Annotated in this window: 11 protein-coding genes; all 11 read left to right on the forward strand. The window is 52.8% G+C overall.

Annotated features, from left to right (window positions below; all coding sequences use genetic code 11):
• The first annotated feature begins 2 nt into the window (after positions 1-2).
• The 11 genes from A7589_RS19755 to gspG all read left to right on the forward strand — a co-directional run bounded on the left by A7589_RS19755 (position 3) and on the right by gspG (position 17,420).
• The gene (locus tag A7589_RS19755) at positions 3-407 is read left to right on the forward strand and encodes a GlcG family protein (RefSeq protein WP_010355598.1); all 405 of its coding nucleotides are present in this window, start codon (positions 3-5) and stop codon (positions 405-407) included.
• Positions 408-428: 21 nt separating this feature from the next.
• Positions 429-2,600: a malate synthase G gene (glcB, locus tag A7589_RS19760; RefSeq protein ID WP_000005028.1), complete on the forward strand. Its 2,172-nt coding sequence runs from the start codon at positions 429-431 to the stop codon at positions 2,598-2,600.
• Positions 2,601-2,955: 355 nt separating this feature from the next.
• Entirely contained in the window at positions 2,956-4,638 is a 1,683-nt protein-coding gene (glcA, locus tag A7589_RS19765) for a glycolate permease GlcA (RefSeq protein ID WP_000259282.1), read from the forward strand.
• 496 nt (positions 4,639-5,134) lie between these two features.
• A complete protein-coding gene (gene sslE, locus A7589_RS19775; RefSeq protein ID WP_105282609.1) occupies positions 5,135-9,688 on the forward strand; it encodes a lipoprotein metalloprotease SslE in 4,554 nt (1,517 codons plus the stop codon).
• A gap of 193 nt (positions 9,689-9,881) precedes the next feature.
• Complete coding sequence (gene pppA / locus A7589_RS19780) at positions 9,882-10,691, forward strand: prepilin peptidase PppA (protein ID WP_001372632.1); 810 nt, start codon at positions 9,882-9,884, stop codon at positions 10,689-10,691.
• A 65-nt stretch (positions 10,692-10,756) separates the two neighbouring features.
• Positions 10,757-11,167, forward strand: coding sequence for a type II secretion system pilot lipoprotein GspS-beta (gspS2, locus tag A7589_RS19785; protein WP_001309757.1), 411 nt, complete (start codon positions 10,757-10,759; stop codon positions 11,165-11,167).
• A gap of 15 nt (positions 11,168-11,182) precedes the next feature.
• On the forward strand, positions 11,183-12,142 hold the full coding sequence (gene gspC / locus A7589_RS19790; protein WP_105282610.1) for a type II secretion system protein GspC: 960 nt from the start codon (positions 11,183-11,185) through the stop codon (positions 12,140-12,142).
• Between the two features lie 29 nt (positions 12,143-12,171).
• Positions 12,172-14,232: a type II secretion system secretin GspD gene (gspD, locus tag A7589_RS19795; RefSeq protein WP_000498820.1), complete on the forward strand. Its 2,061-nt coding sequence runs from the start codon at positions 12,172-12,174 to the stop codon at positions 14,230-14,232.
• A complete protein-coding gene (gspE, locus tag A7589_RS19800; RefSeq protein ID WP_105282611.1) occupies positions 14,232-15,725 on the forward strand; it encodes a type II secretion system ATPase GspE in 1,494 nt (497 codons plus the stop codon). The genes gspD and gspE overlap by 1 nt, the downstream gene beginning before the upstream one ends.
• A complete protein-coding gene (gspF, locus tag A7589_RS19805) occupies positions 15,725-16,948 on the forward strand; it encodes a type II secretion system inner membrane protein GspF (RefSeq protein WP_108188974.1) in 1,224 nt (407 codons plus the stop codon). Before gspE ends, gspF begins: the two co-directional genes overlap by 1 nt.
• A gap of 16 nt (positions 16,949-16,964) precedes the next feature.
• Positions 16,965-17,420: a type II secretion system major pseudopilin GspG gene (gene gspG / locus A7589_RS19810; RefSeq protein ID WP_001087292.1), complete on the forward strand. Its 456-nt coding sequence runs from the start codon at positions 16,965-16,967 to the stop codon at positions 17,418-17,420.

The following is a 17,420-nucleotide window of genomic DNA, read 5'->3' on the forward strand; positions in this document are numbered from 1 at the left end:
AAATGAAAACTAAAGTCATTCTTAGCCAGCAAATGGCGAGTGCAATTATTGCCGCAGGTCAGGAAGAGGCGCAGAAAAATAACTGGTCTGTTTCCATTGCTGTTGCAGATGACGGCGGTCATCTGCTGGCGTTAAGCCGCATGGATGATTGCGCGCCAATTGCGGCTTACATCTCCCAGGAGAAAGCGCGTACCGCCTCGCTGGGGCGTCGTGAAACTAAGGGCTATGAAGAGATGGTGAACAACGGACGTACCGCGTTTGTGACGGCACCGTTACTGACGTCGCTGGAAGGCGGCGTACCGGTTGTTGTTGATGGGCAAATTATTGGTGCCGTGGGCGTTTCTGGTTTAACCGGAGCACAGGATGCGCAGGTCGCGAAAGCGGCAGCAGCGGTGTTGGCGAAATAAGCGAAAACGAGGATATAAATAATGAGTGAGACCATAACCCAGGGCCGTTTACGCATTGACGCCAATTTTAAACGTTTTGTGGATGAAGAAGTTTTACCGGGCGTGGAACTGGATGCTGCCGCGTTCTGGCGCAATGTTGATGAGATTGTTCACGATCTGGCGCCAGAAAATCGTCAGTTGCTGGCAGAACGCGATCGCATTCAGGCGGCGCTCGACGAGTGGCATCGCAGCAATCCAGGGCCGGTAAAAGACAAAGCGGCCTATAAATCTTTCCTGCGTGAACTGGGCTACCTGGTGCCGCAACCGGAGCACGTGACGGTGGAAACCACGGGCATCGACAGTGAAATTACCAGTCAGGCGGGGCCACAGCTGGTGGTTCCGGCAATGAACGCCCGCTATGCGCTGAACGCGGCGAACGCCCGCTGGGGTTCACTGTACGACGCGCTGTACGGCAGCGACATCATCCCGCAGGAAGGGGCGATGGTCAGCGGCTACGATCCGCAGCGCGGCGAGCAGGTTATCGCCTGGGTTCGGCGTTTTCTCGACGAATCACTGCCGCTGGAAAATGGCAGCTATCAGGATGCGGTGGCGTTTAGCGTGGTCGATAAACAATTACGTATCCAGTTGAAAAATGGCACGGAAACCACGTTACGTACCCCGGCGCAGTTTGTCGGTTATCGTGGTGATGCCGCTGCGCCGGGCTGCATTTTGCTGAAAAATAACGGTTTGCATATCGAGCTGCAAATCGATGCCAACGGGCGGATTGGCAAAGACGATCCGGCGCACATCAACGATGTTATCGTCGAAGCTGCCATCAGTACCATTCTCGACTGCGAAGATTCGGTCGCTGCGGTTGATGCGGAAGATAAAATCCTGCTGTACCGCAACCTGCTGGGGCTGATGCAGGGCACTCTGCAAGAGAAGATGGAGAAAAACGGTCGGCAAATCGTGCGTAAACTGAATGACGATCGTCATTACACCGCCGCCGATGGCTCTGAAATTTCTCTGCACGGGCGCTCGCTGCTGTTTATCCGTAACGTGGGTCATTTGATGACCATTCCCGTGATTTGGGACAGCGAAGGCAATGAAATTCCGGAAGGTATTCTTGATGGCGTCATGACTGGCGCGATTGCCCTCTACGATTTAAAAGTGCAGAAAAACTCGCGTACCGGCAGCGTCTATATTGTGAAACCGAAAATGCACGGTCCGCAGGAAGTGGCGTTCGCCAACAAACTGTTTACCCGCATTGAGACGATGCTCGGCATGGCACCGAATACCCTGAAAATGGGCATTATGGATGAAGAACGCCGAACCTCGCTGAACTTACGTAGCTGTATCGCCCAGGCGCGCAACCGCGTGGCGTTCATCAACACCGGCTTCCTCGACCGTACCGGCGATGAGATGCATTCGGTGATGGAAGCGGGGCCGATGTTGCGTAAAAACCAGATGAAATCGACGCCGTGGATCAAAGCCTACGAGCGCAATAACGTGCTGTCTGGTTTGTTCTGTGGGCTGCGCGGTAAAGCGCAAATCGGTAAAGGCATGTGGGCAATGCCGGATCTGATGGCTGACATGTACAGCCAGAAGGGCGACCAGTTACGTGCCGGGGCAAACACGGCCTGGGTTCCGTCGCCGACCGCCGCTACGCTCCATGCGCTACACTACCATCAAACCAACGTACAGAGCGTGCAAGCCAACATTGCCAACACAGAGTTCAATGCTGAATTTGAACCGCTGCTGGACGATCTGCTGACCATCCCGGTTGCTGAAAACGCTAACTGGTCGGCGCAAGAGATCCAACAAGAGCTGGATAACAACGTGCAGGGGATTCTGGGGTACGTGGTGCGTTGGGTCGAGCAGGGGATTGGTTGTTCAAAAGTACCGGATATTCACAACGTGGCGCTGATGGAAGACCGTGCAACGCTGCGCATCTCCAGCCAGCATATCGCCAACTGGTTACGTCACGGTATTCTGACTAAAGAACAGGTGCAGGCGTCGCTGGAGAATATGGCGAAAGTGGTGGATCAGCAAAACGCTGGCGATCCGGCGTATCGTCCGATGGTGGGGAATTTCGCTAATTCGTGTGCGTTTAAAGCTGCCAGCGATTTAATCTTCCTCGGCGTGAAACAGCCAAACGGTTATACCGAACCGTTATTACACGCCTGGCGTTTACGCGAAAAAGAAAGTCATTAATAGCAATAGCAAAAGCCCCGGCAAGTTTTATTGTCGGGGCTATTATAGTTACTGCGGTAGTACATTTATCCCGGAAATAACCGGAGCGATTATCAGGGTTTAACAATATTAAATACCCGTAGCGCATCACTAGCGGGATTAAAACAACAATATGGACATCTTAACGATACTCTGCACCTGCGTGTGCGGAACAGAAACCCTTACCCGATATACTTGTTATGCCAGAGGTAGCAATTGCGTTAGCGGCGTGCTGTTGCTGTAAAGTATAACCCCTATATTTTACAGTTCAGTCCTCTTTTGCTTATTACAACCTTAAGTATATCAAGCATATAAAGATAATAAGAGACTGAACAATATGGTTACCTGGACCCAAATGTATATGCCGATGGGAGGACTGGGGCTATCCGCTCTGGTCGCCTTGATCCCGATAATATTCTTCTTCGTTGCACTCGCGGTATTACGTCTGAAAGGACATGTCGCCGGAGCAATAACCCTTATATTATCGATATTGATTGCGATATTCGCCTTTAAAATGCCGATTGATATGGCATTTGCTGCTGCGGGATATGGCTTTATTTATGGCTTATGGCCGATTGCGTGGATTATTGTCGCAGCGGTATTCCTCTATAAATTAACCGTTGCCAGCGGGCAGTTTGATATTATCCGCAGCTCGGTTATCTCCATCACCGACGATCAACGTTTGCAGGTACTACTGATTGGTTTCTCCTTTGGCGCGCTGCTGGAGGGGGCGGCTGGCTTTGGTGCACCGGTGGCGATTACGGGGGCGTTGCTGGTGGGGCTGGGCTTCAAACCGTTATATGCGGCGGGGCTGTGCCTGATTGCCAACACTGCGCCGGTGGCGTTTGGTGCATTGGGCGTGCCGATTCTGGTCGCCGGTCAGGTAACGGGAATCGATCCGTTCGACATCGGTGCAATGGCGGGACGTCAGTTGCCGTTCTTGTCAGTTCTTGTACCGTTCTGGCTGGTGGCGATGATGGACGGCTGGAAAGGGGTGAAAGAGACGTGGCCAGCGGCGCTGGTTGCGGGTGGTAGCTTTGCGGTTACCCAGTTCTTTACCTCTAACTACATTGGTCCTGAACTGCCGGATATTACTTCGGCGCTGGTGAGTATCGTCTCACTTTCTTTATTCCTTAAAGTCTGGCGACCGAAAAATACCGAAACGGCAATCAGCATGGGGCAATCCGCAGGTGCGATGGTGGTGAATAAACCGTCTTCTGGCGGTCCCGTGCCTTCAGAATATAGTCTGGGGCAAATCATTCGCGCCTGGTCACCCTTTTTAATCTTAACGGTGCTGGTCACCATCTGGACGATGAAGCCATTTAAAGCGTTATTTGCGCCGGGCGGTGCGTTTTATTCGCTGGTGATTAATTTCCAGATCCCTCATTTGCATCAGCAGGTACTGAAAGCGGCACCCATTGTCGCCCAGCCGACACCGATGGATGCGGTGTTTAAATTCGACCCGCTGTCCGCTGGCGGCACCGCTATTTTTATTGCGGCGATTATCTCTATCTTCATTCTCGGCGTGGGGATCAAGAAAGGCATTGGCGTCTTTGCCGAAACGCTAATTAGCCTGAAGTGGCCGATATTGTCGATTGGCATGGTGCTGGCATTTGCTTTCGTGACCAACTATTCCGGCATGTCTACCACGCTGGCGCTGGTACTGGCGGGCACTGGCGTGATGTTCCCGTTCTTCTCACCGTTCCTTGGCTGGCTGGGGGTATTCCTTACCGGCTCGGACACATCCTCGAATGCCCTGTTTGGTTCACTGCAATCAACCACCGCGCAGCAAATCAACGTCTCTGACACCCTGCTGGTGGCAGCAAATACCAGCGGCGGCGTGACCGGCAAGATGATCTCTCCGCAATCTATCGCCGTGGCGTGCGCCGCAACAGGCATGGTGGGCCGAGAATCTGAACTGTTCCGCTACACTGTGAAACACAGTCTGATCTTTGCCAGCGTTATTGGCATTATCACGCTGTTGCAGGCGTATGTGTTTACCGGAATGTTAGTCTCGTAAGTCAACAAAGCCGGATGATCGTCAATATCATCCGGCTTCATTCTTTTCTGGTTACATTATTCTGTCTTATTAATTAAAAAAATCATTTCCTGATTTATTATCTATGCGGCAATAATGTTTTGTGTTCAGATAACCCGCTAAATAATTAAGCGCGTGAGAATATCTATTTTTTTGTCCCGCAAAACAAGTCTGTATTAATTATGTTCGCTTGATGAGTAAACACCGTGCTATCTGTTGCTTTTGCAATCGCAATCGTTAAAACTATCAACAACTTGAGATAGTCACATTGTGAATAATTGTTACTTTTTTGTTTGTTAAATCTTTTGATAAATACCCCGACTGACATCGTATAGGGGATATTCTTATAAATTTTACCTGTTTCGTTATCAATAATGCAGTTTTCTTAAGAATGGAGGAAATTATTAGAGAAGATAAAGCATAAAACTATTTCCCCAGTTACGAATCTTTTAACTTTATTTTGTCACTTGCGTTATTAATGAATAAGAAATTTAAATATAAGAAATCGCTTTTAGCGGCTATTTTAAGCGCAACCCTGTTAGCCGGTTGTGATGGCGGTGGTTCAGGATCGTCCTCCGATACTCCGCCTGTAGATTCTGGAACAGGGTCTTTGCCGGAAGTGAAACCTGATCCAACACCAAACCCGGAGCCGACGCCGGAGCCTGAACCTACTCCGGACCCGACACCTGATCCAGAGCCAACGCCAGAACCGGAGCCAGAACCTGTTCCTACTAAAACGGGTTATCTGACCCTGGGCGGAAGCCAGCGGGTAATCGGTGCTAAATGTAATGGTGAATCCAGCGACGGCTTTACTTTTACACCTGGCGAGGACGTTACTTGCGTAGCGGGTAACACGACAATTGCCACCTTCAACACTCAGTCAGAAGCTGCGCGTAGCCTGCGTGCGGTTGAAAAAGTGTCGTTTAGCCTTGAGGACTCGCAAGAACTGGCGGAGTCCGACGACAAGAAAAGCAATGCGCTCTCGCTGGTAACCTCCATGAACAGTTGTCCGGCGGATACAGAACAGGTTTGCCTGACGTTCTCCTCGGTGATCGAGAGTAAACGCTTCGACTCGCTGTATAAGCAAATCGATCTGACTCCGGAAGAGTTCAAAAAGCTGGTCAATGAAGAGGTGGAAAACAATGCCGCGACCGATAAGGCGCCATCCACTCATACTTCACCGGTAGTGCCCGTCACGACGCCGGGAACAAAGCCGGATCTGAACGCTTCCTTCGTGTCGGCTAACGCGGAACAGTTTTATCAGTATCAACCTACGGAAATCATTCTTTCTGAAGGTCGTCTGGTAGATAGCCAGGGGAATGGCGTGGTTGGCGTCAACTACTACACCAATTCAGGGCGTGGTGTAACCGGAGAAAACGGCGAGTTTTCCTTTAGCTGGGGGGAAACCATCTCCTTTGGCATCGACACCTTTGAACTTGGCTCAGTGCGCGGTAACAAGTCGACTATTGCACTGACGGAACTGGGCGATGAAGTTCGCGGGGCAAATATCGATCAGCTGATCCACCGCTATTCGAAAGCCGGACAAAATAATACCCGTGTCGTTCCGGACGATGTGCGCAAGGTCTTTGCTGAATATCCCAACGTGATCAACGAGATTATCAATCTCTCTTTATCCAACGGTGCGACGCTGGGTGAAGGTGATCAAGTTGTTACTCTGCCTAACGAATTTATCGAACAGTTTGAAACGGGTCAGGCCAAAGAGATCGATACTGCAATCTGTGCGAAAACCGACGGTTGTAACTCTCCGCGCTGGTTCTCGCTGACCGCGCGCAGCATTAACGAAGGTCAGATTCAGGGCGTTATCAACAAGCTGTGGGGTGTGGATAAAGATTACAAATCAGTGACGAAATTCCACGTTTTCCATGACTCTACCAACTTCTATGGTAGCACCGGTAATGCGCGTGGTCAGGCGGTGGTGAATATCTCCAACGCGGCATTCCCGATTCTGATGGCGCGTAATGATAAAAACTACTGGCTGGCGTTTGGCGAAAAACGCGCCTGGGATAAAAACGAGCTGGCGTACATTACGGAAGCGCCTTCCATTGTGCGACCGGAGAACGTGACACGCGAAACTGCCACCTTCAACCTGCCGTTTATCTCGCTGGGGCAAGTTGGTGAGGGCAAACTGATGGTTATCGGTAACCCGCACTACAACAGCATCCTGCGTTGCCCGAACGGTTACAGCTGGGAAGGCGGTGTTGATAAAAACGGTCAGTGTATGCGTAACGGTGATTCAAATGACATGAAGCACTTTATGCAGAACGTGTTGCGCTATCTGTCTAACAATAGCTGGACTCCAGACGCGAAAACCAGCATGACCGTGGGCACCAACCTGGATACCGTCTATTTCAAACGTCATGGTCAGGTTACAGGAAACAGTGCTGAGTTCGGCTTCCATCCGGATTTTGCGGGTATCTCCGTTGAACATTTAAGTAGCTATGGCGATCTCGATCCGCAGAAAATGCCGCTGCTGATCCTCAACGGCTTTGAGTATGTGACTCAGGTGGGTAACGATCCCTATGCAATCCCGCTGCGTGCAGACACCAGCAAACCGAAGCTGACTCAGCAGGATGTGACCGATCTGATCGCCTATCTGAACAAAGGCGGATCGGTGCTGATCATGGAAAACGTGATGAGCAACCTTAAGGAAGAGAGCGCATCTGGCTTTGTTCGTCTGCTTGATGCCGCAGGTCTGTCGATGGCACTGAACAAGTCGGTGGTGAATAACGATCCTCAAGGGTATCCGGATCGCGTTCGTCAGCAGCGTGAAAAAGGCATCTGGGTATATGAACGTTATCCGTTTGTCGACGGTAAACCGCCGTATACCATTGATGAAACAACGAAAGAAGTTATCTGGAAATACCAGCAAGAAAACAAGCCTGATGACAAGCCGAAACTGGAAGTGGCCAGCTGGCTGGAAGATGTCGATGGCAAACAGGTCAAGCGTTATGCCTTTATCGATGAGGCGGAGCATGAAACAAACGAGTCCCTGGAGGCGGCAAAGGCAAAAATCCTTAAGGCATTTCCTGGATTAGAGGTGTGTAAGGATCCTGACTACCACTACGAGGTCAACTGCCTGGAACATCGTCCTGGCACGGGTGTTCCGGTAACCGGGGGCATGTATGTTCCGCGCTATACGCAACTGAATCTCAGCGCCGACACCGCGAAAGCGATGCTACAGGCAGCGGATTTGGGAACCAACATTCAGCGCCTGTATCAGCACGAGCTTTACTTCCGTACCAATGGTCGCAAAGGTGAGCGTCTGAGCAGCGTCGATCTGGAACGTCTGTACCAGAACATGTCGGTCTGGCTGTGGAACGATACAGAATACCGCTATGAAAACGACAAGGATGACGAGCTGGGCTTTAAAACGTTCACCGAGTTCCTGAACTGCTACGCCAACAATGCTTACACCAAAGGCACGCAGTGCTCCGCAGAGCTGAAACAATCGCTTGTCGATAACAAGATGATCTACGGTGAAAGTAGCGGCAAAGCGGGCATGATGAACCCGAGCTATCCGCTCAACTATATGGAAAAACCGCTGACGCGTCTGATGCTGGGGCGTTCTTGGTGGGATCTGAACATCAAAGTTGATGTCGAGAAGTATCCGGGAGCGGTATCGGCAGAGGGTGAGAATGTTACTGAAACCATCAGCCTGTACTCGAATCCGACCAAATGGTTTGCGGGTAACATGCAGTCTACTGGTCTGTGGGCTCCGGCTCAGAAAGAGGTCACCATCGAGTCTACGGCGGACGTTCCTGTGACTGTCACCGTGGCGCTGGCTGACGACCTGACCGGACGTGAGAAGCATGAAGTCGCGCTGAACCGTCCGCCGAGAGTGACTAAAACGTATACTCTGGAGGCTAATGGTACGGTGAAGTTTACGGTTCCTTACGGTGGTCTGATTTATATCAAGGGCGACAGCAAGGAGAATAATAAATCTGCCAGCTTCACCTTTACCGGTGTGGTAAAAGCGCCGTTCTATAAAGACGGTAAATGGAAAAACGCTCTGAACTCACCGGCGCCGTTGGGTGAGCTGGAGTCAGACTCTTTCGTCTACACCACGCCGAAGAAGAACCTTGAGGCCAGCAATTTCACTGGTGGCGTAGCAGAATTCGCTAAAGATCTGGATACTTTTGCCAGCTCGATGAATGACTTCTACGGTCGTGATGGCGAGCAAGGTAAGCACCGGATGTTTACCTATAAAGCATTGACGGGGCATAAACACCGTTTCGCCAACGATGTGCAGATCTCCATTGGTGATGCGCACTCTGGTTATCCGGTAATGAACAGCAGCTTCTCGACGAACAGCACCACGCTGCCGACGACGCCGCTGAACGACTGGCTGATCTGGCACGAAGTAGGGCACAACGCTGCAGAAACGCCACTGACTGTACCGGGCGCAACTGAAGTAGCGAACAACGTGCTGGCGCTGTACATGCAGGATCGCTATCTCGGCAAGATGAACCGTGTCGCTGACGATATTACCGTTGCGCCGGAATATCTGAACGAGAGCAACGGTCAGGCATGGGCGCGCGGCGGTGCGGGTGACCGTCTGCTGATGTACGCACAGTTGAAGGAATGGGCAGAGAAAAACTTTGATATCAAGAAATGGTATCCAGATGGCACTCCTCTGCCTAAGTTCTACAGCGATCGTGAAGGGATGAAAGGCTGGAACCTGTTCCAGTTGATGCATCGTAAAGCACGCGGCGATGATGTCGGTGATAGCACCTTCGGCGGCAAGAATTACTGTGCCGAATCCAACGGTAACGCTGCCGACACGCTGATGCTGTGTGCCTCCTGGGTAGCCCAGACGGATCTTTCCGCGTTCTTTAAGAAATGGAATCCGGGTGCGAATGCTTACCAGCTGCCGGGGGCGAGCGAGATGAGCTTCGAGGGCGGTGTGAGCCAGTCGGCTTACAACAAGCTCGCGGCGCTTAATCTGCCGAAACCGGAACAGGGGCCGGAAACCATTAACAAGGTTACCGAGCATAAGATGTCTGCCGAGTAAGCCTGTATGCCGGATAAGGCGTTCACGCCGCATCCGGCATGATATAAGGCGCATCGGGTTAACACATATGCCCGATGCGCCATCTTATCGGGTCTTCAGGGAAAGCCGCGATTACTTGCGTTGGCAGATACCTGTAGGCCGGATAAGGCGTTTTACGCCGCATCCGGCAAGTTACAACAAACAACCTTTAACCATGCATTTTGATGTTTTTCAGCAATATCCAGCGGTGATGCCCATCCTGGCAACCGTTGGAGGATTAATCATCGGCAGTTTTTTGAATGTGGTGATTTGGCGTTACCCCATCATGCTTCGCCAACAAATGGCGGAGTTTCAGGGGGAAACTCCGAGTGCGCAGTCAAAAATAAGCCTTGCCCTGCCACGTTCGCACTGTCCGCATTGCCAGCAGACCATCCGCGTTCGTGACAACATTCCGCTGCTCTCCTGGCTGATGCTCAAAGGGCGCTGCCGTGACTGTCAGGCGAAAATCAGCAAGCGTTATCCGCTGGTGGAGTTATTGACGGCACTCGCTTTTTTGCTGGCGAGTCTGGTCTGGCCGGAAAGTGGATGGGGGCTGGCGGTGATGATATTATCCGCCTGGCTGATTGCCGCGAGCATCATCGACCTCGATAACCAATGGCTCCCCGATGTCTTTACTCAGGGCGTATTGTGGACGGGGCTGATTGCGGCATGGGCGCAGCAGAGTCCGCTCACGCTACAAGACGCAGTTACTGGCGTACTGGTAGGGTTTATCTCTTTTTACTCGCTGCGCTGGATAGCCGGAATAGTTCTGCGTAAAGAAGCATTAGGCATGGGCGATGTATTACTCTTCGCCGCTTTAGGTGGCTGGGTGGGGGCGTTGTCGCTGCCCAATGTTGCTTTAATCGCCTCATGCTGCGGCCTGATATATGCCGTTATTACAAAGAAAGGATCAACCACGCTGCCTTTTGGACCGTGTTTAAGTCTGGGCGGTATAGCAACACTTTATCTACAGGCATTGCTTTAATGATAACAATGTCATTATCGAAGTGACATTTTTACTCTTATTAATAACCTTAGAGATTATTAACCATGTCGATAAAACAGATGCCAGGGAGGGTATTAATATCGCTATTGTTGAGCGTTACAGGATTATTAAGTGGCTGCGCCAGCCATAATGAAAACGCCAGTTTACTGGCGAAAAAACAGGCGCAAAATATCAGTCAAAACCTGCCAATTAAATCTGCGGGATATACCTTAGTGCTGGCGCAAAGTAGCGGCACGACGGTAAAAATGACCATTATCAGCGAAGCGGGTGCCCAGACCACGCAGACGCCTGACGCCTTTTTAACCAGCTATCAACGACAAATGTGCGCTGACCCGACGGTGAAATTAATGATTACCGAGGGAATTAATTACAGCATAACGATTAATGATACACGTACAGGTAACCAGTATCAGCGGAAACTGGATCGCACCACCTGTGGAATAGTCAAAGCATAACGTCGGGTATATAAATTGGCGCGGGTTGTTTTTCGTGACGCACGAATTTATCTCATTCAGTGGCTGACTAAAATTCGTCACACTCTTAGCCAGAGACAATCTCTTAATACAGACAAAGAGCATCTGCGAAAAATTGTACGCGCGATGTTCTGGCTGATGCTGCTTATTATTTCTGCAAAAATGGCGTATTCACTCTGGCGCTATATCTCCTTTTCTGCGGAATATACGGCGGTTTCCCCATCGGCGAATAAACCGGCACGTGCGGATGCAAAAAAGTTCGATAAAAAAGACGTGCAATTAATCAGCCAGCAAAACTGGTTTGGCAAATATCAGCCCGTCGCCGCGCCGGTAAAGCAACCCGAACCAGCGCCTGTGGCAGAAACGCGTCTTAACGTGGTGCTGCGCGGGATCGCCTTTGGTGCCAGACCCGGTGCGGTTATTGAAGAAGGCGGCAAACAGCAGGTCTATTTGCAGGGGGAACGGCTTGGTTCTCACAACGCGGTGATTGAGGAAATCAATCGCGACCATGTGATGCTGCGCTATCAGGGAAAAATGGAGCGCCTCAGTCTGGCAGAAGAGGAGCGTTCTACCGTAGCCGTGACCAACAAAAAAGCCGTCAGTGACGAAGCAAAGCAAGCTGTTGTTGAGCCTGCTGCCAGTGCGCCAGTTGAGATCCCGGCAGCCGTGCGTCAGGCGCTGGCGAAAGATCCGCAGAAAATTTTTAACTATATCCAGCTTACGCCCGTGCGTAAGGAGGGGATTGTCGGTTATGCAGTGAAACCGGGGGCAGATCGTTCTCTGTTCGATGCCAGCGGTTTCAAGGAAGGCGATATCGCCATTGCGTTAAATCAGCAGGATTTCACTGATCCACGAGCAATGATTGCTCTGATGCGGCAGTTACCTTCAATGGATTCCATTCAACTTACGGTTTTACGCAAGGGTGCGCGCTACGACATTTCCATCGCGCTGCGCTAACCGCATTTAATCCAGGAGAATCATTCATCGTGTTTTGGCGTGATATTACGTTGTCGGTCTGGCGTAAGAAGACAACTGGCCTCAAAACAAAAAAGCGTTTACTGCCGCTGGTGCTGGCAGCGGCATTATGTAGTTCACCGGTCTGGGCGGAAGAAGCCACCTTTACCGCCAATTTTAAAGATACCGACCTGAAATCGTTCATCGAAACCGTCGGCGCTAACCTTAATAAAACCATCATTATGGGACCAGGCGTACAGGGGAAAGTGAGTATTCGCACCATGACCCCGCTCAATGAACGCCAGTATTACCAGCTATTCCTTAACCTGCTGGAAGCGCAGGGGTATGCCGTCGTACCGATGGAAAACGATGTGCTGAAGGTGGTGAAATCCAGCGCCGCGAAAGTCGAGCCGCTGCCGCTGGTCGGTGAAGGCAGCGACAACTACGCGGGCGATGAAATGGTCACCAAAGTAGTGCCGGTACGTAATGTGTCGGTCCGCGAACTGGCACCGATTTTGCGCCAGATGATCGACAGCGCAGGCTCAGGCAACGTTGTTAATTACGATCCCTCCAACGTGATTATGCTTACCGGACGCGCCTCGGTTGTGGAACGGCTGACGGAAGTGATCCAGCGCGTGGATCACGCGGGAAATCGCACTGAAGAGGTGATCCCGCTGGATAACGCCTCGGCTTCGGAAATTGCCCGCGTGCTGGAAAGCCTGACCAAAAACAGCGGCGAGAACCAGCCAGCGACGCTGAAATCACAGATTGTCGCCGATGAACGCACCAACAGCGTGATTATCAGCGGCGATCCCGCCACGCGGGATAAAATGCGCCGCCTGATCCGTCGTCTGGACTCAGAAATGGAGCGCAGCGGCAACAGCCAGGTGTTCTATCTCAAATACAGCAAAGCCGAAGATCTGGTCGATGTTCTGAAACAGGTCAGCGGCACGCTCACCGCCGCTAAAGAAGAGGCGGAAGGCACGGTCGGTAGCGGGCGTGAGGTTGTCTCCATCGCCGCCAGTAAACACAGTAATGCCCTGATTGTTACCGCGCCGCAGGACATCATGCAGTCGCTGCAAAGCGTGATTGAACAACTGGATATTCGCCGTGCTCAGGTGCATGTCGAGGCGTTGATCGTGGAAGTTGCCGAAGGCAGCAATATCAACTTCGGCGTACAGTGGGCGTCGAAAGATGCCGGGTTAATGCAGTTTGCCAACGGCACGCAGATCCCTATCGGCACGCTGGGGGCGGCGATTTCTCAGGCGAAACCGCAGAAAGGCTCCACGGTGATCAGCGAAAACGGTGCCACCACCATTAACCCGGATACCAACGGCGATCTCTCCACGCTCGCTCAGCTACTTTCCGGCTTTAGCGGTACGGCGGTTGGCGTGGTGAAAGGCGACTGGATGGCGCTGGTGCAGGCGGTTAAAAACGACTCCAGCTCTAACGTGCTCTCCACGCCGAGCATCACCACGCTGGACAACCAGGAAGCCTTCTTCATGGTGGGGCAGGATGTTCCGGTATTAACCGGATCTACCGTTGGCTCCAATAACAGCAATCCTTTCAACACGGTAGAGAGGAAAAAAGTCGGCATCATGCTGAAAGTCACGCCGCAGATTAACGAAGGTAACGCGGTACAGATGGTGATTGAGCAGGAAGTCTCGAAAGTGGAAGGGCAGACCAGCCTCGATGTGGTGTTTGGTGAGCGCAAACTGAAAACCACCGTGCTAGCTAACGATGGTGAGCTGATCGTGCTTGGCGGTCTGATGGACGACCAGGCGGGAGAAAGCGTGGCGAAAGTGCCGTTGCTGGGCGATATCCCGTTGATTGGTAACCTGTTTAAATCGACGGCAGATAAAAAAGAAAAACGTAACCTGATGGTGTTTATCCGCCCGACGATTCTGCGTGACGGTATGGCGGCAGACGGCGTGTCGCAGCGCAAATATAACTATATGCGCGCCGAGCAGATTTATCGCGATGAGCAAGGCTTAAGCCTGATGCCGCACACCGCGCAGCCGGTACTGCCAGCGCAAAACCAGGCCCTACCGCCGGAAGTACGTGCATTCCTCAATGCCGGGAGAACGCGTTAATGGTGCCTGTAGCACAGGAAACCACCGCTAACACCGTGCGTCTGCCCTACAGTTTCAGCCGTCGGTTTAGCCTGGTGGCATGGTGCGAAGCGTCGCTGGAGATCCTCCATGTGCATCCGTTGTCGCTCTCTGTTTTGCAGGAGCTGCAACGGGGGCTGAACGCGCCCTTTACGCTGCGGCAAATCGATGAGGCCGAGTTTGAACAGCGGCTGAATGCGGTCTGGCAGCGGGACTCTTCCGAGGCTCGCCAGCTGATGGAAGATCTCGGTTCTGCCGAGGACTTTTTTACCCTCGCAGAAGAGCTGCCGGAAACGGAAGATCTGCTGGAAAGTGACGACGATGCGCCAATCATCAAACTGATCAACGCCATGCTGGCAGAGGCGATTAAAGAAGGCGCTTCGGATATCCACATCGAGACGTTTGAAAAGAGTCTGGTGATCCGTTTTCGTGTTGACGGCACATTACATGAAATGCTGCGTCCGGGGCGCAAACTGGCCTCGCTGCTGGTATCGCGTATTAAGGTGATGGCACGGCTGGATATCGCCGAAAAGCGCGTACCGCAGGATGGACGTATTGCGCTGCTGCTGGGCGGTCGGGCGATTGACGTGCGTGTCTCCACCATGCCATCCGCCTGGGGCGAGCGCGTGGTGCTGCGACTGCTGGACAAAAACCAGGCCCGCCTGACGCTGGAGCGTCTGGGGTTGAGCCATGAACTGACCGCGCAGTTGCGCCAGCTGTTACACAAACCGCACGGTATCTTTCTGGTGACGGGGCCGACAGGTTCCGGCAAAAGCACCACGCTGTACGCCGGATTGCAGGAGCTGAACAACCATTCGCGCAACATTCTCACGGTTGAAGACCCTATCGAATACATGATTGAAGGGATCGGTCAGACGCAGGTCAACACCCGCGTCGGCATGACCTTCGCCCGTGGCCTGCGCGCGATTTTGCGTCAGGACCCGGATGTGGTGATGGTCGGTGAAATCCGCGATACCGAAACCGCAGAAATCGCGGTTCAGGCGTCGCTCACTGGGCACCTGGTACTTTCCACGCTGCATACCAACACGGCGGTGGGGGCGATTACGCGTTTGCAGGATATGGGCGTGGAGCCTTTCCTGCTCTCTTCCAGTCTGACGGGCGTGATGGCGCAGCGGCTGATTCGCACGCTGTGCCCCGACTGCCGCCAGCCCGTGCCTGCCACCGACGAAGAAAAACGCCTGCTGGGGATTACCGATGCGCGAACCGTCACTCTGTACCATCCGCAGGGCTGTCCCGCCTGTAATCACAAAGGCTTTCGCGGACGTACTGCCATCCATGAGCTGATCGTGGTGGACGCCACATTGCGTGATTTGATCCACCGTCAGGCCGGGGAACTGGAGCTGGAACGTTATGTCCGGCAACACTCTGCGGGTATCCGCAGCAACGGCATTGAGAAAGTGCTCGCCGGAGAAACCTCTCTCGATGAAGTTCTGCGGGTAACCATGGAGGCGTAATGGCACTGTTTTACTATCAGGCGCTGGAGCGTAATGGTCGCAAAACCAAAGGCATGATTGAGGCGGATTCCGCGCGTCATGCCCGCCAGTTGTTACGCGGTAAAGACCTCATTCCCGTGCACATTGAAGCCCGGCTGAATGCTTCGTCAGGGGGAATGTTGCAGCGTCGGCGGCACGCAAATCGTCGCGTGGCGGCGGCAGATCTGGCGCTGTTCACGCGCCAACTGGCAACGCTGGTGCAGGCAGCAATGCCGCTGGAAACCTGCTTACAGGCGGTCAGTGAGCAAAGTGAAAAACTGCATGTAAAAAGCCTCGGAATGGCGCTACGCAGCCGGATTCAGGAGGGTTACACCCTGTCGGACAGCCTGCGCGAACATCCCCGCGTCTTTGATTCTCTGTTTTGTTCGATGGTGGCTGCCGGAGAAAAATCCGGGCATCTCGACGTGGTGCTCAATCGCCTGGCGGATTACACCGAACAGCGCCAGCGCCTGAAATCACGACTGTTGCAGGCCATGCTCTATCCGCTGGTATTGCTGGTGGTGGCAACAGGCGTGGTCACTATTTTGCTGACAGCGGTAGTGCCGAAAATTATCGAACAGTTTGATCATCTCGGACACGCGCTGCCCGCTTCCACCCGCGCGCTTATCGCCATGAGCGACGCGTTACAGGCCAGCGGCGTTTACTGGCTGGTAGGTTTGCTGGGACTTCTGGTGCTCGGGCAACGGCTACTCAAAAATCCTGCTATGCGACTGCGCTGGGATAAAACCTTGCTGCGCCTGCCCGTGACGGGGCGGGTTGCGCGCGGGCTGAATACGGCGCGTTTTTCCCGCACTTTAAGCATCCTCACTGCCAGCAGTGTTCCGCTACTGGAAGGCATTCAGACCGCCGCCGCCGTGTCGGCAAATCGCTATGTCGAGCAACAACTGCTGCTGGCGGCAGATCGCGTCCGCGAAGGAAGCAGTCTGCGCGCCGCGCTGGCGGAGTTGCGCCTGTTCCCGCCGATGATGTTGTACATGATCGCCTCCGGTGAACAGAGCGGCGAGCTAGAAACCATGCTTGAACAGGCCGCAGTCAACCAGGAGCGGGAATTTGATACCCAGGTGGGGCTGGCATTAGGGCTGTTTGAACCGGCGCTGGTGGTGATGATGGCGGGCGTGGTGCTGTTTATCGTCATCGCCATCCTCGAACCAATGCTGCAACTGAACAATATGGTTGGAATGTAATTTACGGAGTTATCACATGAATTCATTATCCCGCACACAAAAACCACGGGCAGGTTTTACCCTGCTGGAAGTGATGGTGGTGATTGTTATTCTTGGCGTTCTGGCAAGCCTGGTGGTGCCTAACCTGCTGGGCAACAAAGAGAAAGCGGATCGGCAAAAAGCCATCAGCGATATCGTGGCGCTGGAAAACGCGCTGGATATGTACCGACTGGATAACGGGCGTTATCCGACCACCGAGCAGGGGCTTGAGGCGCTGATCCAGCAACCGGCCAATATGGCGGATTCCCGCAACTACCGTCCAGGTGGATACATTAAACGATTGCCAAAAGATCCGTGGGGCAATGATTATCAGTATCTCAGCCCCGGTGAAAAAGGGATGTTTGATGTTTACACCTTAGGGGCGGATGGTCAGGAAAACGGAGAAGGCGCTGGCGCAGATATCGGTAACTGGAATTTGCAGGAGTTTCAGTAA

Origin of the sequence: Escherichia sp. MOD1-EC6475 (assembly GCF_003046645.1) — a bacterium.
Classification (GTDB): domain Bacteria; phylum Pseudomonadota; class Gammaproteobacteria; order Enterobacterales; family Enterobacteriaceae; genus Escherichia; species Escherichia ruysiae.

What these genes read in the sequence shown, in the direction of transcription:
- gspS2 (WP_001309757.1), top strand. Translation starts at nt 10,757, where the DNA reads ATGTCGATAAAACAGATGCCAGGGAGGGTATTAATATCGCTATTGTTG.
- sslE (WP_105282609.1), top strand. Translation starts at nt 5,135, where the DNA reads ATGAATAAGAAATTTAAATATAAGAAATCGCTTTTAGCGGCTATTTTA.
- glcA (WP_000259282.1), top strand. Translation starts at nt 2,956, where the DNA reads ATGGTTACCTGGACCCAAATGTATATGCCGATGGGAGGACTGGGGCTA.
- gspF (WP_108188974.1), top strand. Translation starts at nt 15,725, where the DNA reads ATGGCACTGTTTTACTATCAGGCGCTGGAGCGTAATGGTCGCAAAACC.
- gspE (WP_105282611.1), top strand. Translation starts at nt 14,232, where the DNA reads ATGGTGCCTGTAGCACAGGAAACCACCGCTAACACCGTGCGTCTGCCC.
- gspG (WP_001087292.1), top strand. Translation starts at nt 16,965, where the DNA reads ATGAATTCATTATCCCGCACACAAAAACCACGGGCAGGTTTTACCCTG.
- A7589_RS19755 (WP_010355598.1), top strand. Translation starts at nt 3, where the DNA reads ATGAAAACTAAAGTCATTCTTAGCCAGCAAATGGCGAGTGCAATTATT.
- pppA (WP_001372632.1), top strand. Translation starts at nt 9,882, where the DNA reads ATGCATTTTGATGTTTTTCAGCAATATCCAGCGGTGATGCCCATCCTG.
- glcB (WP_000005028.1), top strand. Translation starts at nt 429, where the DNA reads ATGAGTGAGACCATAACCCAGGGCCGTTTACGCATTGACGCCAATTTT.